General features: G+C 70.8%; 21 protein-coding genes. 15 read left to right on the forward strand and 6 right to left on the reverse strand.

Going from position 1 to position 24,101, the window contains the following annotated elements; all coding sequences use genetic code 11:
* The first annotated feature begins 29 nt into the window (after positions 1-29).
* From ftsW to IO20_RS0101835, 9 genes are all read left to right on the forward strand, one after another.
* Entirely contained in the window at positions 30-1,370 is a 1,341-nt protein-coding gene (ftsW, locus tag IO20_RS0101795) for a putative lipid II flippase FtsW (RefSeq protein ID WP_030547345.1), read from the forward strand.
* 6 nt (positions 1,371-1,376) lie between these two features.
* Positions 1,377-2,471, forward strand: a complete 1,095-nt coding sequence (gene murG, locus IO20_RS0101800) for an undecaprenyldiphospho-muramoylpentapeptide beta-N-acetylglucosaminyltransferase (RefSeq protein ID WP_024757246.1) — start codon at positions 1,377-1,379, stop codon at positions 2,469-2,471.
* A gap of 28 nt (positions 2,472-2,499) precedes the next feature.
* Positions 2,500-3,303 carry a cell division protein FtsQ/DivIB gene (locus IO20_RS0101805; RefSeq protein ID WP_030547343.1) on the forward strand — a complete coding sequence of 268 codons (804 nt, stop codon included), beginning with the start codon at positions 2,500-2,502 and terminating at the stop codon, positions 3,301-3,303.
* A gap of 282 nt (positions 3,304-3,585) precedes the next feature.
* Positions 3,586-4,800 carry a cell division protein FtsZ gene (gene ftsZ / locus IO20_RS0101810; protein ID WP_030547340.1) on the forward strand — a complete coding sequence of 405 codons (1,215 nt, stop codon included), beginning with the start codon at positions 3,586-3,588 and terminating at the stop codon, positions 4,798-4,800.
* Entirely contained in the window at positions 4,797-5,525 is a 729-nt protein-coding gene (gene pgeF, locus IO20_RS0101815) for a peptidoglycan editing factor PgeF (RefSeq protein ID WP_030547338.1), read from the forward strand. The genes ftsZ and pgeF overlap by 4 nt, the downstream gene beginning before the upstream one ends.
* Before the next feature lie 8 nt (positions 5,526-5,533).
* Positions 5,534-6,253 carry a YggS family pyridoxal phosphate-dependent enzyme gene (locus IO20_RS0101820; protein WP_030547336.1) on the forward strand — a complete coding sequence of 240 codons (720 nt, stop codon included), beginning with the start codon at positions 5,534-5,536 and terminating at the stop codon, positions 6,251-6,253.
* 138 nt (positions 6,254-6,391) lie between these two features.
* Positions 6,392-7,012, forward strand: a complete 621-nt coding sequence (locus IO20_RS0101825; RefSeq protein WP_030211547.1) for a cell division protein SepF — start codon at positions 6,392-6,394, stop codon at positions 7,010-7,012.
* Positions 7,013-7,092: 80 nt separating this feature from the next.
* On the forward strand, positions 7,093-7,383 hold the full coding sequence (locus tag IO20_RS0101830) for a YggT family protein (RefSeq protein ID WP_017238790.1): 291 nt from the start codon (positions 7,093-7,095) through the stop codon (positions 7,381-7,383).
* Positions 7,384-7,438: 55 nt separating this feature from the next.
* Positions 7,439-8,563 carry a DivIVA domain-containing protein gene (locus IO20_RS0101835; RefSeq protein WP_030547333.1) on the forward strand — a complete coding sequence of 375 codons (1,125 nt, stop codon included), beginning with the start codon at positions 7,439-7,441 and terminating at the stop codon, positions 8,561-8,563.
* 186 nt (positions 8,564-8,749) lie between these two features.
* Here IO20_RS0101835 and ileS read toward each other — a convergent pair whose 3' ends face one another.
* A complete protein-coding gene (gene ileS, locus IO20_RS0101840; RefSeq protein ID WP_030547331.1) occupies positions 8,750-11,893 on the reverse strand; it encodes an isoleucine--tRNA ligase in 3,144 nt (1,047 codons plus the stop codon).
* Between the two features lie 539 nt (positions 11,894-12,432).
* On the opposite strand from ileS, the gene IO20_RS36190 reads away from it, so the two are divergent.
* From IO20_RS36190 to IO20_RS0101870, 6 genes are all read left to right on the forward strand, one after another.
* Positions 12,433-13,287, forward strand: a complete 855-nt coding sequence (locus IO20_RS36190; RefSeq protein WP_030547329.1) for a TraR/DksA family transcriptional regulator — start codon at positions 12,433-12,435, stop codon at positions 13,285-13,287.
* Between the two features lie 80 nt (positions 13,288-13,367).
* Positions 13,368-13,970 (forward strand): signal peptidase II, encoded by a 603-nt coding sequence (gene lspA, locus IO20_RS0101850; RefSeq protein ID WP_030547327.1) that lies wholly within the window; start codon positions 13,368-13,370, stop codon positions 13,968-13,970.
* Positions 13,971-14,011: 41 nt separating this feature from the next.
* Positions 14,012-14,953: an RluA family pseudouridine synthase gene (locus tag IO20_RS0101855; RefSeq protein ID WP_030211555.1), complete on the forward strand. Its 942-nt coding sequence runs from the start codon at positions 14,012-14,014 to the stop codon at positions 14,951-14,953.
* Positions 14,950-15,417 carry a GNAT family N-acetyltransferase gene (locus tag IO20_RS0101860; protein ID WP_030547324.1) on the forward strand — a complete coding sequence of 156 codons (468 nt, stop codon included), beginning with the start codon at positions 14,950-14,952 and terminating at the stop codon, positions 15,415-15,417. Before IO20_RS0101855 ends, IO20_RS0101860 begins: the two co-directional genes overlap by 4 nt.
* A 104-nt stretch (positions 15,418-15,521) precedes the next feature.
* Positions 15,522-17,108, forward strand: coding sequence for a Na+/H+ antiporter (locus IO20_RS0101865; protein WP_030547322.1), 1,587 nt, complete (start codon positions 15,522-15,524; stop codon positions 17,106-17,108).
* 29 nt (positions 17,109-17,137) lie between these two features.
* On the forward strand, positions 17,138-17,716 hold the full coding sequence (locus IO20_RS0101870; RefSeq protein ID WP_078945870.1) for a dienelactone hydrolase family protein: 579 nt from the start codon (positions 17,138-17,140) through the stop codon (positions 17,714-17,716).
* Between the two features lie 87 nt (positions 17,717-17,803).
* On the opposite strand, the gene IO20_RS0101875 is transcribed toward IO20_RS0101870, so the two are convergent.
* From IO20_RS0101875 to IO20_RS0101895, 5 genes are all read right to left on the reverse strand, one after another.
* Positions 17,804-18,781 (reverse strand): zinc metalloprotease, encoded by a 978-nt coding sequence (locus IO20_RS0101875; protein WP_051874312.1) that lies wholly within the window; start codon positions 18,779-18,781, stop codon positions 17,804-17,806.
* A gap of 359 nt (positions 18,782-19,140) precedes the next feature.
* Positions 19,141-20,790, reverse strand: coding sequence for an alkaline phosphatase D family protein (locus IO20_RS0101880; protein ID WP_030547315.1), 1,650 nt, complete (start codon positions 20,788-20,790; stop codon positions 19,141-19,143).
* Between the two features lie 165 nt (positions 20,791-20,955).
* Positions 20,956-21,771, reverse strand: coding sequence for a DsbA family protein (locus IO20_RS0101885; RefSeq protein ID WP_030547313.1), 816 nt, complete (start codon positions 21,769-21,771; stop codon positions 20,956-20,958).
* 78 nt (positions 21,772-21,849) lie between these two features.
* Entirely contained in the window at positions 21,850-22,533 is a 684-nt protein-coding gene (locus IO20_RS0101890) for a hypothetical protein (RefSeq protein ID WP_030547311.1), read from the reverse strand.
* A 75-nt stretch (positions 22,534-22,608) separates the two neighbouring features.
* The gene (locus IO20_RS0101895) at positions 22,609-23,943 is read right to left on the reverse strand and encodes a DUF2252 domain-containing protein (protein ID WP_030547310.1); all 1,335 of its coding nucleotides are present in this window, start codon (positions 23,941-23,943) and stop codon (positions 22,609-22,611) included.
* Positions 23,944-24,101: the final 158 nt, after the last annotated feature.

A 24,101-nucleotide genomic window follows, 5' to 3' on the forward strand; every position in this document is an offset into this window, starting at 1 on the left:
ACCGGGCACGACCGGAGGGGGCAGCGACCATGCCGAGCAAGATCGCAGGGACACGCCGGCCTTCCGCCGTACGCGGCGGAGGGCGGGCCCCCGCGACCCCGCGGCGGGTGCGCGGCGGAGGAGTACGAGGCCTTCGTGATCGGGCCCTGAAGGCCTGGGACCGGCCGCTGACGGCCTATTACGTGATCATCGGCGCGGGGATGCTCATCACCGCGCTCGGCCTCGTGATGGTCTACTCCGCCTCGATGATCACGGCGCTCACCTACGACCTCGTGCCGTCCTACTTCTTCCGCAAGCAGTTCTTCGCCGCCCTGCTCGGCACCGGACTCCTCCTGGTCGCCTCCCGGATGCCGGTGAAGCTGCACCGGGCCCTCGCCTACCCGATCCTGGTCGGCGCCGTCTTCCTGATGGTGCTCGTGCAGATCCCCGGGATAGGGCACGCGGTCAACGGCAACCAGAACTGGATCTCCCTCGGCGGCCCCTTCCAGCTCCAGCCCAGCGAGTTCGGCAAGCTGGCGCTGATCCTGTGGGGCGCCGACCTGCTCGCCCGCAAGCACGACACCCGGCTCCTGACCCAGTGGAAGCACATGCTCGTGCCCCTGGTCCCGGGAGCCTTCATGCTGCTCGGACTGATCATGCTCGGCGGCGACATGGGCACCTCGATCATCCTCGCCGCCATCCTCTTCGGGCTCCTGTGGACCGCCGGAGCACCCACCCGGCTCTTCGTCGGGGTGCTCACGGTCGCCGGCGCGATCGGCGTCCTGCTGATCAAGACGAGTGACAACCGGATGAAGCGCTTCGACTGCATCGGAGCGACCGACCCCGGCGGGGAGGGAGCCCCCTGTCTGCAGGCCGCGCACGGAATCTATGCTCTGGCGTCGGGTGGATGGTTCGGTTCCGGTCTCGGTGCGAGCGTCGAGAAATGGGGCCAACTGCCCGAGGCGCACACCGACTTCATCTTCGCGGTCACCGGTGAGGAACTGGGTCTCGCGGGGACGCTGTCGGTACTCGCCCTGTTCGCGGCTCTAGGCTATGCGGGTATCCGCGTGGCCGGAGGCACGGAGGACCCCTTCGTGAGGTTCGCCGCGGGAGGTGTGACCACCTGGATCACGGCTCAGGCCGTGATCAACATCGGTGCGGTGCTCGGTCTGCTGCCGATCGCCGGGGTCCCGCTCCCGTTGTTCTCCTACGGTGGGTCGGCCCTGCTGCCGACCATGTTCGCCGTCGGGCTCCTCATCGCCTTCGCGCGACAGGAACCCGCCGCGAAAGCGGCCCTGGCCATGCGCCGCCCCGGCTGGGGCAAGCGGGCCGGGGTGAGATGGAAGTCGATGCGACGGCGCGTCAAGAAGCGCCCGTCCGGAGAGCGGTGAATTTCGGTGCATGTCGTACTCGCCGGCGGGGGGACCGCCGGCCACATCGAGCCGGCGCTGGCCCTCGCGGACGCCCTGCGCAGGCAGGACCCCAGTGTGGGGATCACGGCGCTCGGCACGGAGAAGGGTCTGGAGACCCGGCTCGTGCCCGAGCGCGGCTACGAGCTGGCCCTGATCCCCGCCGTACCGCTGCCCCGCAAGCCCACCCCCGAGCTGATCACCGTCCCCGGGCGGCTGCGCGGCACGATCAAGGCCGCAGAGCAGATCCTGGAGCGCACCAAGGCGGACTGCGTGGTGGGCTTCGGCGGTTACGTGGCGCTGCCCGGCTATCTCGCGGCCAAGCGGCTCGGTGTGCCCATCGTGGTCCACGAGGCCAACGCCAGGCCCGGGCTCGCCAACAAGATCGGCTCGCGGTACGCGGCCGGGGTCGCCGTCGCCACCCCGGACAGCAAGCTCCGCAACGCGCGCTACATCGGCATCCCGCTGCGGCACACCATCGCGACCCTCGACCGGGCGCGGGTGCGTCCCGAGGCGCGCGCCGCGTTCGGGCTCGACCCGAACCTGCCGACGCTCCTCGTCTCGGGCGGCTCGCAGGGCGCCCGGCGGCTCAACGAGGTCGTCCAGCAGATCGCCCCGGTGCTCCAGCGCTCGGGCATCCAGATCCTGCACGCGGTCGGCCCGAAGAACGAAATGCCGCGCGTCGACAACATGCCCGGAATGCCGCCCTACGTGCCGGTACCGTACGTGGACCGGATGGATCTCGCGTACGCCGCGGCCGACATGATGCTCTGCCGCGCGGGCGCGATGACCGTCGCCGAGCTCTCCGCCGTCGGGCTGCCCGCCGCGTACGTCCCGCTGCCCATCGGCAACGGCGAACAGCGGCTCAACGCCCAGCCGGTGGTCAAGGCCGGCGGCGGACTCCTCGTCGACGACGCGGAGCTGACGCCGCAGTGGGTGCAGGGCAACGTCCTGCCCGTCCTGGCCGATCCGCACCGGTTGTACGAGATGTCCCGCGCCGCCGCCGAGTTCGGCCGCCGGGACGCCGACGACCTGCTCGTCGGCATGGTGTACGAGGCGATCGCCGCCCGCCGGCAGGCGTAGCGCGGCGGCTGAGGGCAGGAGACGCCAGGTGGCAGCCGGACCGACGACCGCCGAGAAGAGCGGCGCCAGCACGTCGAAGGGGTCGTCGGACGGTCCGTCCCGCACGGGTGCCCGGAATGGCAAGTTCCGGGTACCCGGCGCCCGGGTGCTCCTGATCGCGCTCGCGGTCCTCGCGCTCGTGGCCGGCGGGGTCTGGGCGCTCTACGGCTCGACCTGGTTCCGTGTGGAACGTGTGAAGACTTACGGCACCTCGGTCCTGACCCCGCGTGAGGTCGAGGAGGTCGCCGCCGTCCCGGTCGGCGCCCCGCTCGTCTCGCTCGACACCGAGGCCGTCGAGGCCCGGCTCAGGCAGCGGCTGCCGCGCATCGAGTCGGTGGACGTCGTGCGGTCCTGGCCGCACGGAATCGGGCTGAAAGTGACGGAAAGGAAGCCCGTTCTGTTGATGAAAAAGGGCGGAAAGTTCGTCGAAGTGGACGCGACCGGTACGCCGTTCGCCACGGTCGACACCGCCCCCCGAGGCGTCCCCCTGCTCGTCCTCGACGCCGCCTCCTCCCCGAGCCTGCGCCGCTTCGACGCGGACCGGCTGCTCAGAGAGGCGGTCCGCGTCCGGGGTGAACTCCCGGCGGAAATCGCCCGGAACACTCGTGTCGTGCGCGTCACCTCGTACGACTCCGTCACTCTGGAGCTGACCAGGGGGCGCAGCGTCTTCTGGGGGAGCGGCGAGCACGGTCCGGTCAAGGCCCGGGTGCTCACCGCGCTCCTGAAGGCCACTCCCAAAGCGGGGCACTTCGATGTAAGTGCCCCCACGGCGCCCGCCTCGTCCGGAAGTTGACGGGTATCGCCCCTGGCCAGCACCCTGGTTGGCCAGCGCTACGGGTGATCACATAGGGTGAAAAGAAAAACGGGAGGTTCGGCGTGTTCGTTGAACGTGCGCCGCTTGTCGACTTAGTGTCTCGTTCGGAAGAGTCCAGCGAACAGAGACACTGGTAACCCTAAACTTCAACGTTAGGGTTTGGGTCGGCGTTTCGGACCGTCCCAATCGGCATCCGTCGTCAGCAGCGCGCCCAACCACCGCGCGGCGACGACACGTAACTCGAGGCGAGAGGCCTTCGACGTGGCAGCACCGCAGAACTACCTCGCAGTCATCAAGGTCATCGGTGTCGGCGGCGGTGGTGTCAATGCCATCAACCGAATGATCGAGGTCGGTCTCAAGGGCGTCGAGTTCATCGCGATCAACACCGACGCGCAAGCGCTGTTGATGAGCGACGCCGACGTCAAGCTCGACGTCGGCCGTGAACTCACCCGCGGCCTGGGGGCCGGGGCCAACCCGGCCGTCGGTCGCAAGGCGGCAGAGGACCACCGTGAGGAGATCGAGGAGGTCCTCAAGGGGGCCGACATGGTCTTCGTCACCGCCGGCGAAGGCGGCGGCACCGGCACCGGCGGCGCACCCGTCGTCGCCAACATCGCACGCTCGCTCGGCGCCCTCACGATCGGTGTGGTCACCCGGCCGTTCACCTTCGAAGGACGCCGTCGTGCCAACCAGGCGGAGGACGGCATCGCCGAACTCCGCGAAGAGGTCGACACCCTCATCGTCATCCCGAACGACCGGCTCCTGTCGATCTCGGACCGTCAGGTCTCCGTGCTCGACGCCTTCAAGTCGGCCGACCAGGTGCTGCTGAGCGGTGTCCAGGGCATCACCGACCTCATCACCACCCCGGGTCTGATCAACCTCGACTTCGCCGACGTCAAGTCGGTCATGTCCGAGGCGGGTTCGGCCCTCATGGGCATCGGCTCCGCCCGCGGCGACGACCGCGCGGTGGCGGCGGCGGAGATGGCGATCTCCTCGCCGCTCCTGGAAGCCTCCATCGACGGCGCCCGCGGCGTGCTGCTCTCCATCTCCGGCGGCAGCGACCTCGGTCTCTTCGAGATCAACGAGGCCGCGCAGCTGGTCAGCGAGGCCGCCCACCCCGAGGCCAACATCATCTTCGGCGCCGTCATCGACGACGCCCTCGGCGACGAGGTCCGGGTCACCGTCATCGCGGCAGGCTTCGACGGCGGCCAGCCGCCGGCCCGCCGGGACAACATCATCGGCTCGGTCTCGGCCAAGCGCGAGGAGCCGGCCCCGGCGCCCCGCCACGTCGAGAACTCCCGCCCGCTGGGAGGCCTCGGCACCGTCGCCCCGCGCGAGGAGCCAGCCCCGGCTCCGGCCGAGCCGGCCCCGGCGGTCAACGAGACCCCGCTGTCGTCGGCCCCTCCGGTCGTCCCGCCGGCCCGTCCGTACGCGGACAGCCAGGCCGAAGAGCTGGACGTCCCGGACTTCCTGAAGTGATAGGACAGCGCTTCGACGCGAACGGCGCGCACTTCGCCTTCACCGACAGGTGGGGCGGGGTGAGCGCCGTTCCGTACGAGGAGCTCAACCTCGGCGGCGCGGTGGGGGACGACCCCGAAGCCGTACGGACCAACCGGGCGCTCGCGGCCGGCGCCCTCGGGCTCGACCCGGCGCGGGTGGTCTGGATGAACCAGGTGCACGGCGCCGACGTCGCCGAGGTCGACGGGCCGTGGGGCACCGCCGGGATCCCCTCGGTGGACGCCCTCGTCACCACCCGGCCGGGACTCGGTCTCGCCGTCCTCACCGCGGACTGCGTTCCCGTCCTCCTCGCCGACCCGGTCGCCGGAGTCGCCGCCGCCGCCCACGCCGGACGCCCCGGAATGGTGGCGGGAGTGGTCCCGGCCGCGGTGGCGGCCATGATCGAACTCGGCGCCGATCCCGCCCGTGTCGTCGCCCGCACCGGCCCCGCCGTCTGCGGGCGCTGCTACGAGGTGCCGGAGGCCATGCGGGCCGAGGTCGCCGAGACCGAACCGGCCGCCTGGGCCGAGACGAGCTGGGGCACCCCGGCCGTCGACGTCACCGCCGGAGTGCACGCCCAGCTCGAACGGCTCGGTGTCACCGACCTGCGGGCCAGTACGGTCTGCACCCGGGAGTCCGGTGACCACTACTCGTACCGCCGCGATCGCACCACGGGGCGACTCGCGGGATATGTCTGGTTGGACTGAGAAGAGACATGACGGACCGCACGTCGGAACTCGCCGACAATCTGGCCCGGGTGGAGGCGCGCATCGCCGCCGCCTGCGCCGCCGCCGGCCGCCCGCGGGAGGAGGTGACGCTCATCGTGGTCACCAAGACCTACCCCGCGAGCGACGTGAGAATCCTTCACGGGCTCGGTGTGCGGCACGTCGCCGAGAACCGCGACCAGGACGCCGCCCCCAAGGCGGCGGCCTGTGCCGACCTTGATCTGACCTGGCACTTCGTGGGCCAGTTGCAGACCAACAAGGTCAGATCCGTGGTGGGTTATGCCGATGTGGTGCAGTCTGTCGACCGCTTGAAGCTCGTTTCCTCTCTCTCCGCCGCGGCGGAGAAGGAGGGCCGCGAACTCGGCTGCCTCCTCCAGGTCGCCCTCGACGCCGGGTCCGGCGAGCGGGGCGAGCGGGGCGGTGTCGCGCCCGACGGGATCGAGGAGTTGGCGGTCGCGGTGGACGCCGCACCCGGACTGCGGCTCGACGGTCTGATGACCGTCGCACCGCTCGCCGGTCCGTACGCGGGACGGCAACGCGCCGCCTTCGACCGGTTGATGGATTTGTCGACTGCCCTGCGCGCGACCCGTCCGGCTGCGAACATGGTGTCAGCAGGGATGAGTGCGGACCTCGAGGAGGCCGTCGCTGCCGGGGCGACACACGTACGCGTCGGTACGGCGGTACTCGGCGTCCGCCCGAAGCTCGGGTAACGTCGCGAAGCAAGTCGGACCACAGCAGAAAATATGGTCATTCCGCAGAACGGCGGGATGGCCCGTGGATCGCGGGCACTTGGTGACGCTGCGAATTGGCCAGTAGGGCGATCCACCACAGAGCGGAGGAATCGGAGAATGGCCGGCGCGATGCGCAAGATGGCGGTCTACCTCGGCCTCGTGGAGGACGATGGGTACGACGGCCGGGGCTTTGACCCCGACGACGACTTCGAACCCGAGCTGGAGCCGGAGCCCGAGCGCGACCGGCGTCACACCCCTCCGCGCCAGGTGGAGCGCGAGGAGCCGGTACGAGTGGTGCAGCCCCCTGCTCCCCGGGAACCGATCGCTCATTCTGTCCCGGTACTCGCCGAAAGTGGACGTCCGGCCCGAATTGCCCCCGTGGCATCCATCACACCCGAACGTCCGAGCATGGAGAAGAACGCACCGGTGATCATGCCCAAGGTCGTGTCCGAGCGGGAGCCCTACCGCATCACCACGCTGCACCCGCGGACGTACAACGAGGCCCGTACCATCGGGGAACACTTCCGTGAGGGCACCCCGGTGATCATGAACCTCACGGAGATGGACGACACGGACGCGAAGCGACTTGTCGACTTTGCCGCCGGACTCGTCTTCGGGCTCCATGGCAGCATTGAGCGCGTGACGCAGAAGGTGTTCCTGTTGTCGCCTGCTAACGTCGATGTCACGGCGGAGGACAAGGCCCGGATCGCAGAGGGCGGATTCTTCAACCAGAGCTGAGAACACGAGAACCGGACGGGCCGGTCGCGAAGCGGCCGGACAAGTAAGAGCACGTAAGTCAGGGGAGAGGGAAACGCGGGATGGGCGTCGCACTACAGGTGGTCTACATCGTGCTGATGTGCTTCCTCGTCCTCCTGATCGTCCGACTTGTCATGGACTACGTCTTCCAGTTCGCCCGTTCATGGCAACCCGGTAAGGCGATGGTGGTCGTTCTCGAGGCCACTTACACTGTCACCGATCCACCGCTCAAGCTTCTGCGGCGACTCATCCCGCCGCTGCGTCTCGGGGGCGTGGCACTCGACCTGTCCTTCTTCGTTCTGATGATCATCGTCTACATCCTGATCTCCATCGTGAGCAGCTTCGCGAGGTGAATGTGGACGATACGGTCTTGCCGACTGCCGACGACTACGTAGAGGTGAAGAAGAGATGCCGCTGACCCCCGAGGACGTGCGGAACAAGCAGTTCACGACCGTCCGCCTCCGAGAAGGCTATGACGAGGACGAGGTCGATGCCTTCCTCGACGAGGTCGAGGCCGAGCTGACCCGCCTGCTCCGCGAGAACGAGGACCTGCGCGCCAAGCTGGCCGCCGCGACCCGTGCCGCCGCGCAGAACCAGCAGCAGCAGGGGATGCGCAAGCCCCCGGAGCCGCAGGATCGTCCCGTCGGTCCCGGCGCCCCCGTGCCCGCGGCCATATCCGGACCGCCGGTCCAGCAGCAGCCGCCGCAGATGGGCCCGCCGCAGCTGCCGTCCGGTGCCCCGCAGCTTCCCGCCGGCCCGATGCAGGGCGGCCCCATGCAGGGTGGGCCCATGCAGGGCGGCCCCATGCAGGGTGGCCCGATGGGCCCCGGCCCGATGCAGGGCGGCCCGATGGGTCACCCGCAGCAGCAGCAGATGCAGCAGATGCAGCAGCAGCAGATGCCGCCGCAGATGCAGCAGCAGCCTGCCCAGGGTCCCGGTGGCGACAGCGCCGCGCGTGTCCTCTCGCTGGCCCAGCAGACCGCCGACCAGGCGATCGCCGAGGCCCGTTCCGAGGCCAACAAGATCGTCGGCGAGGCGCGTTCCCGCGCCGAGGGCCTGGAGCGGGACGCCCGCGCCAAGGCGGACGCTCTTGAGCGGGACGCCCAGGAGAAGCACCGCGTCGCCATGGGCTCCCTGGAGTCCGCCCGCGCCACGCTCGAGCGCAAGGTCGAGGACCTGCGCGGCTTCGAGCGCGAGTACCGCACGCGGCTGAAGTCCTACCTGGAGTCGCAGCTGCGTCAGCTGGAGACCCAGGCCGACGACTCGCTGGCCCCGCCGCGCACCCCGGCCGCGGCCTCGCTGCCGCCGGCCCCGTCGATGGCCTCGGCCGGCGCGGGCGCGCCGTCCTACGGTGGGAACGGCTCCATGGGCGGTGCGCCGTCCATGGGTGGCGCCCCGTCCTACGGCGGCCAGCAGCAGATGTCTCCGGCGATGACCCAGCCGATGGCTCCGGTCCGCCCGCAGGCACCGCAGCCGATGCAGCAGGCGCCGGCGCCGATGCGCGGCTTCCTGATCGACGAGGACGACAACTGACGGCGCCTGGTCGCGCGATGAGCGCGTAGCCGTCGGCAGGCTGGAAGGGCCGGTCCCCTACGGGGGGCCGGCCCTTTGCCGTGCGTCAGGGGCCTGTCTTCCGGATCAGGCCGGGCTCGCGTGCGCGTCCGGGGTACGGCGAAGGGCCCGGCACCGTCACCGGTGCCGGGCCCTTCGCCGTATCGCCTACGCCTTGCGGAGGCGGAACGTCAGGGACAGGCCCTCGTCCTCGAACGGGGCGCCGTACGTGTCGTCCGCGTCGCCCTGGGCGTGGTCCGTGGCCAGGACCTCGTCGGCGATGAGGTCCGCGTGGGCCGTGAGGGCCTCGACGGTCTCCGGGGACTCCGACGTCCAGCGCAGGGCGATGCGGTCCGCGACGTCCAGGCCGCTGTTCTTGCGGGCCTCCTGGATCAGGCGGATCGCGTCACGGGCCAGGCCCGCCTTGCGCAGCTCCGGGGTGATCTCCAGGTCCAGGGCGACCGTCGCGCCCGCGTCGGAGGCGACCGACCAGCCTTCGCGCGGGGTCTCCGTGATGATGACCTCCTCGGAGGTGACGGTGATCGTCTCGCCGTTCACCTCCAGGGTCGCCTCGCCCTCGCGCAGGGCCAGCGAGAGCGCCGCCGCGTCGGCCGCCGCGACCGCCTTCGCCACGTCCTGGACGCCCTTCCCGAAGCGCTTGCCGAGCGCGCGGAAGTTGGCCTTCGCCGTCGTGTCGACGAGCGAGCCGCCGACCTCCGACAGGGACGCGAGGGAGCTGACGTTCAGCTCCTCCGTGATCTGGGCCTGGAGCTCGGGGGAGAGGGACGCGAAGCCCGTCGCCGCCACCAGCGCGCGGGAGAGCGGCTGGCGGGTCTTCACGCCCGACTCGGCGCGGGTCGCCCGGCCCAGCTCCACCAGACGCCGGACCAGCAGCATCTGCTCCGAGAGCGTCTTGTCGATCCGGTCCGTGTCCGCCTCGGGCCAGGTGGCCAGGTGGACGGATTCCGGGGCGTCCGGCGTCACCGGCGCCACCAGGTCCTGCCAGACCCGCTCCGTGATGAAGGGGGTCAGCGGGGCCATCAGGCGGGTGACCGTCTCGATCACGTCGTGGAGGGTGCGCAGCGCCGCCTTGTCGCCCTGCCAGAAGCGGCGGCGGGACCGGCGTACGTACCAGTTGGAAAGGTCGTCGACGAAGGCCGAGATCAGCTTGCCGGTGCGCTGGGTGTCGTACGACTCCATCGCCTCGGTCGTCTCGGCGACGAGCGTGTTCAGCTCGGAGAGGAGCCAGCGGTCGAGGACCGTGCGGTCGGCCGGCGCCGGGTCCGCCGCGCTCGGCGCCCAGCCGGACGTACGGGCGTACAGCGCCTGGAAGGCGACCGTGTTCCAGTACGTCAGGAGCGTCTTGCGGACGACCTCCTGGATCGTGCCGTGGCCCACCCGGCGCGCCGCCCACGGCGAGCCGCCGGCCGCCATGAACCAGCGGACGGCGTCGGCGCCGTGCTGGTCCATCAGCGGGATGGGCTGGAGGATGTTGCCCAGGTGCTTGGACATCTTGCGGCCGTCCTCGGCGAGGATGTGGCCCAGGCAGACCACGTTCTCGTAGGACGACTTGTCGAAGACGAGGGTGCCGACCGCCATCAGCGTGTAGAACCAGCCGCGGGTCTGGTCGATGGCCTCGGAGATGAACTGCGCCGGGTACCGGGACTCGAACAGTTCCTTGTTCTCGTACGGGTAGCCGTACTGCGCGAACGGCATCGAGCCCGAGTCGTACCAGGCGTCGATGACCTCGGGTACGCGCGTCGCCGTCTTCCCGCAGCCGTCGGTCGGGCAGGCGAACGTGACCGCGTCGATGTACGGGCGGTGCGGGTCGAGCTCCGACTGGTCCGTGCCGGTCAGCTCGGTCAGCTCGGTGCGCGAGCCCACGCAGGTGAGGTGGTCGTCCTCGCAGCGCCAGATCGGCAGCGGGGTGCCCCAGTAGCGGTTCCGGGAGAGCGCCCAGTCGACGTTGTTCGTCAGCCAGTCGCCGAAGCGGCCGTGCTTGACCGAGTCCGGGAACCAGTTGGTCCGCTCGTTCTCGGCGAGCATGCGGTCCTTGACCGCGGTCGTGCGGATGTACCAGGACGGCTGCGCGTAGTAGAGCAGGGCCGTGTGGCAGCGCCAGCAGTGCGGGTAGCTGTGCTCGTACGCGATGTGCCGGAAGAGCAGGCCGCGGGCCTCCAGGTCGGCGGTGAGCGCCTCGTCGGCCTTCTTGAAGAAGACGCCGCCGACCAGCGGCACGTCCTCCTCGAAGGTGCCGTCGGGGCGCACCGGGTTCACGACCGGCAGGCCGTACGCCTTGCAGACCTTGAGGTCGTCCTCACCGAAGGCGGGGGACTGGTGGACCAGACCCGTACCGTCCTCGGTCGTCACGTACTCGGCGTTGACGACGTAGTGCGCCGGAGCGTCGAAGGGGATCAGCTCGAAGGGACGCTGGTACGTCCAGCGCTCCATCTCGGCGCCCGTGAACGACTCGCCGGTGGTGACCCAGCCCTCGCCGAGCGCCTTCTCGACCAGCGGCTGCGCGACCACGAGCCGCTCGTCGCCGTCGGTGGCGACCACGTAGGTGACCTCGGGGTGGGCGGCGACCGCCGTGTTGGACACCAGGGTCCACGGGGTCGTCGTCCAGACGAGGAGCGCCGCCTTGCCGGCCAGCGGTCCCGAGGTCAGCGGGAAGCGCACGTAGACGGAGGGGTCGACGACCGTCTCGTAGCCCTGGGCCAGCTCGTGGTCGGAGAGGCCGGTGCCGCAGCGGGGACACCAGGGGGCGACCCGGTGGTCCTGGACGAGGAGGTCCTTGTCGAAGATCTGCTTCAGGGACCACCAGACCGACTCGATGTACGAGGGGTCCATGGTCCGGTACGCGTCGTCCAGGTCGACCCAGTAGCCCATGCGGGTCGTGAGCTCGGCGAAGGCGTCGGTGTGGCGGGTCACGGACTCGCGGCACTTGTCGTTGAACGCGGCGATGCCGTATTCCTCGATGTCCTTCTTGCCGGAGAAGCCGAGCTCCTTCTCGACGGCGAGCTCGACCGGCAGGCCGTGGCAGTCCCAGCCGGCCTTGCGGGCCACGTGGTAGCCGCGCATGGTCCGGAAGCGGGGGAAGACGTCCTTGAAGACGCGGGCCTCGATGTGGTGCGCACCGGGCATGCCGTTGGCCGTGGGCGGGCCTTCGTAGAACACCCACTCGGGGCGTCCTTCGGACTGTTCGAGGGTCTTGGCGAAGACCTTGTTCTCGTGCCAGAAATCGAGCACGGCGTGCTCCATCGCGGGCAGGTCTACCTGGGCGGGCACCTGGCGGTACTGCGGCGGTGTCATCGAGTTCCTCCGGCGGACTGTCGTCGTTCCGTCGGAGGGACGAGAGCGCTGCTCCCGCGGTACCACCCTCCTTGGCCCGGGGCGCATCCGCCCTGAGCCCCCTCATTGGGGTCGCGACGCCGGGTCTAGTCACCGCGCTGTCGTGCGGCTTTCTTCCGACGGCTCCGGGGTGATGCTTCACATCGGGCTCGCCCCCGGGCTCTCACCGTCCCCGGGTCGCTCATGGCTGCGTACGACGCTACTCGTCCCCATCCAAGCCTTTCGCTGGGCCCAGTGTACGGGCCCCGGAGCCCGGCGGCAGACCGGTTTTCCGTGACCCGAATGGCCACACGGGCGAGCGGGACTCGGGGTACGGCCATGTGGGGGAGGGGCGGGACGGATTACCCGGCGGGGAGCTGGGCACAACGGAGGCAGGCCCGCCCCGAGGGGCGCGGGGGCGGGTGGGAACGGCGGCGTGCCCCGTTGCCGCGGGCCTTGGGCCGATTTATCGTCCCAGCACGATTCGCGAGCAAGATCACAAAATGTGAAGGGGCCGCGACATGGTGGCGAAGAAGACCGCCGCGAAGAAGACCTCGACCGCCGGTTCCACCGGTTCGGCCGAGGGCGCCAAGGACGTGGCCGGGAAGAAGACGACGGTCGCGGAGCCGCCGACGGTCGCGAAGAATGCGAGGACCACGAAGAAAGCGCACGACGCGCACGACGGGCACGACGCTCACGACGCGAAGGAGCCGGCAGTCGCGCGGAAGTCGGTCGTGAAGAAGGCTGCCGTGAAGAAGGCGGTCGCGGAGGACGCGGTCGCGACGGAGGACGGGGTCACCGCCGCCGAGCGGGCGCCCGCCGAGAAGACGCCTGCCAAGAAGGCCGTGGCGAGGAAGGCGGCCGCCAAGAAGGCGCCCGCCGCGAAGAAGCAGACAGGAGCCAGGACGGTGGCAGCGAAGAAGACCGCGGGTGGCGTCACGACCGCCGGGGACGAGACCGCCGTGCCTCCGGCCCGTACCGGCGAGCTCGCGGTGCGGCCGGGCGAGGACCCCTGGACCCCGGCGGAGGTCACCGAGGCCCGCACCGTGCTCCAGTCGGAGGTGCTGAGACTCCGCAGCGAGCTCGCGCACTCCCAGGAGGAGCTCACCGGCCTCATGCGGGACTCCGGTGACGGCGCGGGGGACGACCAGGCCGACACCGGCACCAAGAACATCACCCGGGAGCACGAGCTGGCTCTCGCGGCCAACGCCCGGGAGATGCTGGAGCAGACCGAGCACGCCCTGGAACGGCTCGACGCCGGCACGTACGGGCTCTGCGAGGTGTGCGGCAAGCCGATCGGCAAGGCGCGGATGCAGGCCTTCCCGCGGGCCACGCTCTGCGTCGAGGACAAGCAGCGGCAGGAGCGGCGCGGCTGACGATCTCGGCTGACGGTCTCGTACGCCTGTGCCGTACCCTCGGGGCACGGTCAGGCATCGAGGTCGAGGGACTCACTCACGTGGCAGAGGCGGAGCGCATCATCGGTACGCCGGATTCAGCAGGGGCCGACGGGTCGGTCCCCTCCGAAGAGACGGCCGTCCCCGACGGGTCGGCCGCCTCCGGGGAGCGGCCGCGGGGCAGGCGCAGGATCCTCGCCCTGTTCGTGGTGGCCGTCGTCGCCTACCTGCTCGACCTGGGCAGCAAGATGCTGGTGGTCGCCAAGCTGGAGGGCCGCGAGCCGATCCGGGTGATCGGCGACGTGCTGCGCTTCGACGCCATCCGGAACCCGGGTGCCGCGTTCGGCATGGGCGAGGCCTTCACGATCATCTTCACCTGCATCGCCGTCGCCGTGATCGTCGTGATCATCCGGCTGGCGCGCAAGCTCTACAGCCTGCCCTGGGCCATCGCGCTCGGTCTGCTGCTCGGCGGCGCGCTGGGCAACCTCACGGACCGGATCTTCCGCTCGCCGGGGGTCTTCGAGGGCGCCGTGGTCGACTTCATCGCCCCCGCGCACTTCGCCGTCTTCAACCTCGCCGACTCGGCGATCGTGTGCGGCGGCATCCTCATCGTGATCCTGTCGTTCCGGGGTCTGGACCCGGACGGAACGGTCCACAAGGACTGACGCCCGGACGGAGTACCTCCCGCACCAGGCATACTCGACGGGTGAGCATGAGTCCCGAGATCCGCACGCTGCCCGTTCCCGATGGCCTTGAGGGCGAGCGCGTCGACGCCGCCATCGCCCGTATGTTCGGGTTCTCCCGTACGAAGGCGGCCGAGCTGGCCGCCGCAGGGAAGGTCCAGGTCGACGGCTCCGTCGTCGGCAAGTCCGAGCGGGTGAGCGGCGGGGCGTGGCTGGAGGTCGAGATGCCGGGCGCTGCCGCGCCCGTCCAGATCGTCGCCGAGCCCGTCGAGGGCATGGAGATCATCCACGACGACGACGACATCGTCGTGATCATGAAGCCCGTCGGTGTGGCCGCGCACCCCAGCCCCGGCTGGACCGGCACCACGGTCATCGGCGGCCTCGCCGCCGCCGGCTACCGCATCTCCACCTCCGGCGCCGCCGAGCGCCAGGGCATCGTGCACCGCCTCGACGTCGGCACCTCCGGTCTGATGGTGGTCGCCAAGTCGGAGTACGCGTACACCTCGCTCAAGCGCCAGTTCAAGGAGCGCGTGGTCGACAAGCGCTACCACGCCCTCGTGCAGGGGCACCCCGACCCGATGAGCGGCACCATCGACGCCCCCATCGGCCGGCACCCGAACCACGACTACAAGTGGGCGGTCACCGCCGAGGGCAAGCCCTCGGTCACGCACTACGACCTCATCGAGGCGTACCGCTCGGCCTCGTTGCTCGACATCAAGCTGGAGACGGGCCGCACCCACCAGATCCGGGTGCACATGTCCGCCCACCGCCACCCCTGCGTCGGCGACCTCACCTACGGCGCGGACCCGACGATCGCCAAGCGACTCGGCCTGACCCGGCAGTGGCTGCACGCCGTCCGCCTCGGTTTCGAGCACCCGGGCGACGGCTCGTGGGTCGAGTTCGCCAGCACCTACCCCGAGGACCTGCGCAAGGCCCTCGACCGGATCGCGGCGGAGAGTCAGTGAGTGCCGTGTTCGGCGTCCGCGAGGCGCTGAGCCCCGAGGACCGGGAGGCGTGCTTCGCGGTGCGCCGCGAGGTCTTCGTCGAGGAGCAGGGCGTTCCGCAGGAGCTGGAGTACGACGCGTACGACGCGACCGCGGCGCATGTGCTCGCCGTGCGCGAGGACGGGCTGCCGCTGGGCACCGGGCGCCTTCTGTTCGGGGCGGACGCGGTCGGGAAGACCGGGGGCGACGCCTCGGTGGGCTCGCTCGGCCGGCTCGCGGTCGCCAAGGCGGCCCGCGGCCTCGGCGTCGGCGCCGCGCTCGTCCGGGCCGTCGAGGACGTGGCGCGCGAGCGCGGTCTGACCGCCGTCGACCTGCACGCGCAGACCCACGCGCTGGGCTTCTACGAGCGCCTCGGCTACGAGGCGTACGGCCCGGAGTTCCCCGACGCGGGCATGCCGCACCGGGCGATGCGAAGGTTCCTGTAGGCGGAGGTCTCTCCGGTCGTGGGCCGGGCGCCGTCGTTGTCTGTTCCCTGATGCCCCTTCGGGGCGCCAGGTGTGAAAACGGGCATACGTGGCAGGGTGGGCCCGTGGATCAATTGGCCCTGTTGTTCTTGCTGCTGCTCGGCGCCCTGCTCACCGTCCCCCTCGGTGAGCGGCTCGGACTGCCCGCCCCCGTCCTGATGACCCTCATCGGGATCGTGCTGGCCTTCCTGCCCTTCGTGCCGAACGTCGAGATCCCGCCGGAACTCATCCTCCCGTTGGTCCTGCCCCCGCTGCTGTACGCCTCCGTGCAGCGCACCTCCTGGCGCCAGTTCGCGGCCAACAAGCGGCCCATCTTCCTGCTCGCGGTCGCCCTGGTCTTCGTCACCACGGCCGCGGTCGGCGCGGTCGCGCACTCGCTCGTGCCCGGCCTTCCGCTGGCCGCCGCCATCGCGCTCGGCGCCCTCGTCGCGCCGCCCGACCCGGTCGCGGCGACCGCCGTGGCCGGCTCGCTCGGACTGCCCCGCCGGCTGGTGTCGATCCTGGAGGGCGAGGGCCTCTTCAACGACGTCACCGCGATCGTGCTCTACCACGTGGCCATCGCCGCCGTCGTCAGCGGCTCCTTCTCCTGGCCCGAGGCGGTCGGCGCGCTGGTGCTCTCCGCCGTGGTCGCCCTGGTCGTCGGCCTGGGGCTCGGCTGGCTCTCCAACAAGCTCATCGGGCTGCTCGGCGACGCCACCCTCCAGACCGGCCTCACCCTCCTGGTGCCCTTCGTGAGCTACGTGCTCGCCGAGGAACTGCACGGCTCCGGCGTCCTCGCCGTCCTGGTCACGGCCCTCTTCCTCGCCGAGCACGCGGCCGACGCCGACGACGTGATGGGCCGGCTCGCCGGGCAGACCTTCTGGCAGATCGTCGACACCCTCGTCACGGGCATCGCCTTCGGCCTCATCGGTCTCGAACTCGTCCACGTCTTCGGGGTGGCGGACGGGCACGGCCTGGAGATGCTCGGCTGGGGCGCCGCCGTCGTCGCGGTGGTCGTCGGGGTCCGGCTCCTCTGGCTGCTGCCCGCCACCTGGCTCGCGAAGCGGCTGCACACGCGCCGGGACGTCGACGAGGAGATCCCGACGAGCTGGCGGGAGACCATCGTCATGTGGTGGGCGGGGATGCGCGGGGTGGCCTCGGTCGCCCTTGCGCTCGCGATCCCGCTCCGTACCGACGACGGCTCGCCCTTTCCCGGCCGCGACGAGATCGTCTTCATCGCCTTCTGTGTGATCATCGCCACCCTCGTCTGCCAGGGGCTCACCCTGCCCTGGCTGGTCAGGCGGCTCGGGGTGCGGGCCGACGCGGACGCCGAGCGGGCCCTCGAACGGGATCTGGCCATCCGGGCGGCGAAGGCCGCCAAGCGCAGGCTCAAGGAGATCGAGGAGGTCGAGGAGCTGCCGGAGGACCTTCAGGAGCGGCTGCTGCGCGGGGCGTACGACATCGGGGCGCGGATCAGCCCCGACATGGTCGACGAGGAGCGGAAGGCCGCCTTCGCGGAGCGCTCGAAGCGGTTCAAGGCCGTGCAGCGGATCCAGCACGAGCTGATGTCGGCCGCCCGGCACGAGGTCCTCTCGGCGCGCAGCGAGCCGGGCGCCGACCCGGAGGTGGTGGACCGGGTGCTGCGCAAGCTGGACGTGCGCAGCCTGCGGTGAGGCCGGTGCCCCGGGGGCCGGATGGCAGGATGGGACGCATGGACATCATGCTCTTCCACTCGGCCTACGGGCTGACCCCTTCCGTCGAGGCCGCTGCCGAGCGGCTCCGCGCCGCCGGGCACCAGGTCTGGACCCCGGACCTCTACGGGGGCCGGACGGTCGGGACCGTGGAGGAGGGTGTGGAGCTCCGGGACGAGATCGGCAAGGACGAGCTGCTGAAGCGGGCGGTCCTCGCCGCCGCCCCCTACTCCGAGCGCGGACTGGTCTACATGGGCCTGTCCCTCGGGGCCTCGATCGCGCAGACCCTGGCGCTCGGGGACGAGAAGGCGCGCGGGCTGCTGCTGTTCCACGGCACCTCGGACCTGGCGGAGTCCGCGTCGGTGGACGAGTTGCCGGTGCAGCTGCACGTGGCCGATCCCGACCCGTTCGAGACGCACGACTGGCTGTCCTCCTGGTACCTCCAGATGCGCAAGGCGGGGGCGGACGTGGAGATCTACCGTTACCCGGGCGCCGGGCACGTGTTCACGGACGCGGAGCTGCCGGACTGGGACGAGGAGGCGGCCGAGCGGGCCTGGTCGGTGGCGCTGGCCTTCATCGAGGATCTCTAGGACCTGTAGGACCGTAGGACCTGTCGAACGGGCGTGGCCCCCGGGGGAGTTCCCCGGGGGCCACACCTCTGTCCGGCCGGATCAGGATCAGGCGCGGTAGGCGGTCCAGTAGTCGTTCATCCGGGTCACCTGACCCTGGGTGAACTGGTACATGCACGCGTCGTACGTGTAGTCCATGAAGTTGTGGATCGGGTCCACGCCGGTCTTGGAGGCGCAGGAGTCACGGCCGGTCGGGCACTCGTACGCGGGGCTCTTCTCGGCCGGGGTGTCGGCGACGGAGTCACCGGCGCCGTTGCAGCCGCCCTGGAAGGTGTGGTAGAGGCCCATCCAGTGGCCGACCTCGTGGGTGGCGGTGTCACCCTCGTTGTAGTTGGCCGCGGAGCCGCCCGGGAGGGAGGAATCGAGGACGACGACACCGTCCATGGACGGGTTCGAGGCGTACGAGGACGGGAAGGTCGCCCAGCCGAGGAGGCCGCCGCTCAGGTTCGCCGTGTAGAAGTTCAGCGCGCCGGCGCCGCCCTGGCGGAGGGTCTGCTTCATCGCCTTCTCGGCGGTGGAGCCGGAGGCCAGGTTGTACCAGGAGGCGTTGTCCGTGTAGGTGGTCGCGGCAAGGGTGAACTGGAAGTTGGAGTTCACGTTGCCGGTGCCCTGGCCGGCGTACGCCGAGTTCAGGACCGCCATCTGGTTGTTGATCTGGGTGGCGGTGAGCTTGCCCGTCGTACCGGAGTGGATGACGTGGAAGTAGACCGGGATGTTCACCACCGCGGCGGCGCCGGCTTCGGCGGAGGCGCTGAGGCGGCCCTCGGCGCGGGCGGCGTCCAGCTTCTTCTTGAAGTCCGCGTCCATGGCCTTGGCCTGGGCGGCCGTGACCTCGTTCGGCTCGAAGGCGTGGCTGTCGGCGCCGCGCGCCTTGCGGGCGCCGGAGAGGGCCTCGTGGTCGTCGTGGCCGTCCACGCACTCCTCGGCCGAGGAACCGGCCAGGGTGGTGACGGCGGCGCCGGTGGCCACCGGGGCGGAAAGGGGTGCCAGGGCCAGGGTTCCGGCCATCACGGCAGTGCCGAGCATACGACGTGACATACGCGGCGATATACGGACAAGAGCACGCACGGTGACTCCTCGCGGGGGGTGGTGGTGAGGAACTTCCTCGCCACTGCGGGGAGATTACGCGTCCATGTCAGGCGTCGTTGAGAAGCGATCAGGCCCAATCATTCATGGAGCAATTCGGGGCATCGGGAAGAAAATCTTGGGCGGCTTCCGGAGTTTGAGACGTCGACGTAACAGTCGAAGTGGCGGAGGCGGGTGGTGTGTCCGGATTCGATCTCGAAAACCGGCCACCCGCCGTAGCGATGTGATCTTCTGTTAACAGAAGCGATCATGGCTGAAAATCAACCATGATGGTCCGCCAGGGGAACAACGGGGAAACGTCAGCGGACGGGTTGGTACACCCGCTCCACGCGCTGCGTACCACTGAGCGTCCGGTACGAGCGTGCCCAGGCCGTCGACGCGGCCGGATCCGTCTTGTCGGAGACCGTGTAGTAGTCCATCTGCGAGCGCTCGGCGGTCACGTCGAGGACGCCGTACCCGTGGTGGTCCATGTCCACCCACTTCACATGCCGGTTGGCGGCCTTCACGGCGCCCGCGGCCACCACCGAGACCGTCCCCGGCGCCACGTGCAGCAGGTCGTCGAGGTTGTCCGAGGTCACCGAGGTGACGACGAACTCCGTCGCCGCCGAGGCCGAGAACGGGTACGTCGCCGCCTTCACCGGGACGTCGTTGGCCCAGGCCATGTGGATGTCGCCGGTCAGGAAGACGGTGTTGCGGATGGCCCGCGAGGTCAGGTGCGCGAGGAGTTCCTTCCGGTCGTCCGTGTACCCGTCCCACTGGTCGACGTTGACCGCGAGCCCCTCCTTCGGCAGGCCCATCAGCTCGGCGAGCGGCTCCAGGAGGTGGGCGGGCAGGGCGCCGAAGGCGACCGGCGTGATCATCACGGAGGTGCCGACCAGCTGCCAGGTCGCGGCCGAGCCCGCGAGCCCCGACTTGAGCCAGTCGAGCTGGGCGCGGCCCGTGATGCTCCGCTCCGGGTCGTCGACCGAGCCGCTGCCCGTCTTCGCCGGGGCCGAGCGGAACGAGCGCAGGTCGAGCAGGTGCAGATCGGCCAGCGTGCCGAAGCGGAGGCGCCGGAAGACGGTCCCCTCGGTGGAGGCGCGGACCGGCATCCACTCGAAGTACGCCTGCTTGGCGGCGGCCACCCGTGCCGCCCACTCGCCCTCGGCCTCCGGTGTGTGGTTCTCGGCCCCGCCCGTCCAGGCGTCGTTCGCGAACTCGTGGTCGTCCCATATCGCGATCACCGGGTGGGCCGCGTGCAGCGCCTGGAGGTCCGCGTCCGTCCTGTAGTGGCCGTGCCGGGTGCGGTAGTCGGCGAGCGAGACGATCTCGTGGCGCGGCTCGTGCTGCCGGACGGTGTACTTCGCCTCCGGGTAGGTGCCGCTGCCGTACTCGTACAGGTAGTCGCCGAGATGGAGGATCGCGTCCAGGTCGGCGCGGGCGGCGAGATGGCGGTACGCGGAGAAGTGGCCGGCCTCCCAGTTCGCGCAGGAGACCACGCCGAAGCGGACGCCGGGCGCGGCGGCGTCGAGCGCCGGCGCCGTACGGGTCCGGGCGGCGGGGGAGACGACGGAGTCCGCGGTGAAGCGGAACCAGTAGGAGGTGGCCGGGCGCAGACCCCGGACGTCCGCCTTCACGGTGTGGTCGGATGCGGCGCTCGCCGTGGTCGTGCCGGAGGCGACGACCCGGGCGAAGGCGCGGTCCTCGGCCATCTCCCAGCCGACCTGGACGTCCGGGCCGAGGCCCGATCCCGGCACGGCCTCGGGGGTGGGGGTGACGCGCGTCCAGAGCAGGACGCCGTCGGGCAGCGGGTCGCCGGAGGCGACGCCGTGGAGGAACGCGGTCGCCGCGGGGGCGGCCTGGGCCGTGGAGGCCGCGCCGAGGAGGGCCGGCGCGGCGGCGGCGGTGACGGCGGCGGCCTTGACGACCGTGCGCCGGCTGGGGGAAGGAAGATCGAATCGACTGGTCACGGCCAGTCAGATTACTGGCGGGTACGCCCGGAAGGCAGGCGAAATCCGGAAGTTCGCCGGTCCGTCGCCCACCGGCCGCACCCCGGCAGCGCACGCGCCGCCGCACAGGGGAGCCCCCTGACCCACAGGGTCAGGGGGCTGTTTCGCGCAAGGGGTCGGACCCGGTCAGGCCTTGAGGGCCGCGTCGACCGCCGTGGTGAACTCGGCCGGCGTCATCGGCGGGTTGTCGGTGCCCGCGACCGTCACCGGCTTGCCGTCCATCTTCAGGGTCGGGGTGCCCGTCACGCCGCTGGCGTCGAAGGCCTTGGACATCTTCATCGCCCAGGCGTCGAAGGTGCCGTCCTCGACGTTCTTCTTGAACTCGGCGTTGCCCTTGAGGGCCGGTACGGAGTCCGCGATCTCCAGGAGGTAGGAGTCCTTGGCGAACTTGTCGTCGTTCTCCTCCGGGTGGAACTCCTCCGAGTAGAGCGCCGCCTTGTACTTCAGGAAGGCCTCGGGGCTCACGTCCAGGGCCGCGCCGAGCGCGGACAGGGCGTTCTTCGAGCCCTCACCGGTGGCGGCGTCGTCGATGAACGTGGCACCGACGTACTTGATCTTGTACTTGCCGGCCTCGACGTCCTTCTCGACCGTGGAGCCCACGGACTGCTCGAAGGTCGCGCAGACCGGGCAGCGCGAGTCCTCGTACAGCTCCAGGGTCTTCTTCGCCGACTCCTTGCCGACGACGACGGTCGTGCCGTTCGTGCCCGAGGTGTTCTTCGGGGCCTTCACGGTCGAGGCCTCCGCCACCGACTCCCAGTGGGAGGGCTTGTTGGACTGCACCACGGCGTAGCCGATGCCGCCGGCGGCGGCCAGGACGGCCAGCGCCGAGACGCCGACGACGAGCTGCCGGCGCGCCCGGTCCTTCTTCGCCTGGCGCTCGCGCTCGACGCGCAGCCGCTCGCGGGCGGCGGCCTTGTTGGACTGCGAGTTGCGTGCACTCATGATCGTGTTCTCCGTGGGGTGAGGTCCGTCGGGACCGGGAAGCCGAGAGGGGACTGCGTGCTCGGGGGCCTGCGCCGCTCAGACGAGAGCGAGGCTCGGGCACGGCGGTCCCCGCCGTCCCACGGAGTGCGTGAGGAACCGGGTGCGGGAGGGCCGGGGCCGTCCCGCGGGCCGCTGGGCGCGCCGCGGCGCCGGACCGGTGCGGAAGAGGGCCGCGACGAGCAGCAGCGGTCGGAAGGCGGAGGCGGCCATCGCGCCGAGCAGCCGGACGAGCGCCCGCTCCCCGCCGCGCAGCCAGAGCGCGGCCGAGAGCCCCACGCCCACATGGGCGAGGAGCAGCAGCCACGGCAGCGACGGGTCCGGGGAGTCGAGCAGGGCGGCCGTGGTGCCGCTCTCGGGGGCCGCGACGCCCGGCAGCGGGGTGCCCACGGCGCCGCCGCAGAACACCTCCAGGCCCACCGCGCGCAGCGATCCGGCGACCGGGCCGCCGGCGGCCCCGTAACAGACCGCCTGACCGCTGGTGAAGAGCGTGTCGGCCGCCAGCTCCAGCGGCACGAGGAGCCCGGCGATCGGGCCGAGGCCGCGCTCGCGGCCGGCCAGCGCGTATGCCACGGCGTAGACGCCGACGGCGACCGGGACGACCGTGCCGAGCGGCAGCGGCACGCGGGAGAGCAGCACGTGGGAGGCCACGGACAGCGTCACGACCAGTGCCGTGAAGAACGCCGCCCGCAGCGCCCTCAGCTGCGTCCCTGCCATGTCCATCGTCGTGGAGTGTGCCATGCCGGGCCGTAAGGAGTCGCTAAGCGCGAGCTGTGCGACGCCTCACCGGCCCCACCGTCACAGGCCCGGGATCCGCCCGTTGCGGAAGAGGTCCACGAAGATCTGGTGGTCGGCCCGCGCCCGTGCGCCGTAGGCGTGCGCGAAGTCCACCAGGAGGTCCGCGAACCCCTCCTCGTCGGCGGCGATCGCCGCGTCGATGGCCCGCTCGGTCGAGAACGGCACGAGCGAGTGGCCGCTGGAGTCGTCCGCCGCCGCGTGCATGGTCGCCGTGGCGCGACCCAGGTCCGCGACGGTCGCGGCGATCTCGTCCAGGTCGTCGATGTCGGACCAGTCGAGGTCCACCGCGTACGGCGAGACCTCCGCGACCAGCTGCCCGGCCCCGTCGAGCTCGGTCCAGCCCAGCCACGGGTCCGCGTGGGCCTGGAGCGCCCGCTGCGAGATCACGGTGCGGTGGCCCTCGTGCCGGAAGTACTCCCGTACCGCCGAGTCCGTCACATGGCGGGAGACCGCCGGCGTCTGCGCCTGCTTCAGGTAGATCACGACGTCGTTCTCCAGGGCGTCGCTGTTGCCCTCCAGGAGGATGTTGTAGGAGGGGAGGCCGGCCGAGCCGATGCCGATCCCGCGCCGCCCGACGACGTCCTTGACCCGGTACGAGTCGGGGCGGTCCAGGCTGGACTCCGGCAGGGTCTCCAGGTATCCGTCGAAGGCGGCGAGGACCTTGTACCGCGTGGCGGCGTCCAGCTCGATCGCCCCGCCGCCCGCCGAGAAGCGGCGCTCGGAGTCGCGGATCTCCGTCATCGAGTCGAGCAGCCCGAAGCGGGTCAGCGAGCGTGCCTCGCGCAGGGCGCCCAGGAGGGCCCCGTCGGCGGTCTCCAGCGTGAAGGAGGAGAGGTCCGACGAGTAGGTGTCCGCGGCGCCGGTCGCGAGCGCGTGGATCCGCTCCCGGTAGGCGGTGGCGCAGATCCGCACCAGGTCGGTGATCTGGCCGTCGCCGAGCGCCTTCGCGTACCCGAGGAGCGCCAGGGAGGCGGTGAGCCGCTTGAGGTCCCAGGTGAAGGGGCCGACGTACGCCTCGTCGAAGTCGTTGACGTTGAAGATCAGCCGCCCGTTGGCGTTCATGTAGGTGCCGAAGTTCTCGGCGTGCAGATCGCCGTGGATCCAGACCCGGCCGGTGCGTTCGTCCAGGTAGGGGCCTCCGAGGGCCTCCCGCTCCAGGTCGGAGTAGAAGAGGCAGGCCGTGCCCCGGTAGAAGGCGAAGGCGGAGCCGGCCATCTTCCGGAACTTGACGCGGAAGGCCGCGGGGTCGGCGGCGAGGAGCTCGCCGAAGGCGGTGTCGAAGACGGCGAGGATGTGCTCACCGCGCTCGGCGGCGGTGGGCTGGGGGACCGACATTCGAGGTGCCTCCTGGTACCGGGCGTGCTGACAGGCTGTTCATGACAAATGGGACAGGTGTTCCCTGTCTCTCAACGCGCGACCCTAGCCCCGAGTGCCCCTCGGCTGTCAGTCGCCCGACGTAGACTTCCACGGTCCCCCCAGCCACCCCTGTGACC

This window comes from Streptomyces exfoliatus, assembly GCF_000725545.1.
GTDB classification, from domain to species: Bacteria; Actinomycetota; Actinomycetes; order Streptomycetales; family Streptomycetaceae; genus Streptomyces; species Streptomyces exfoliatus.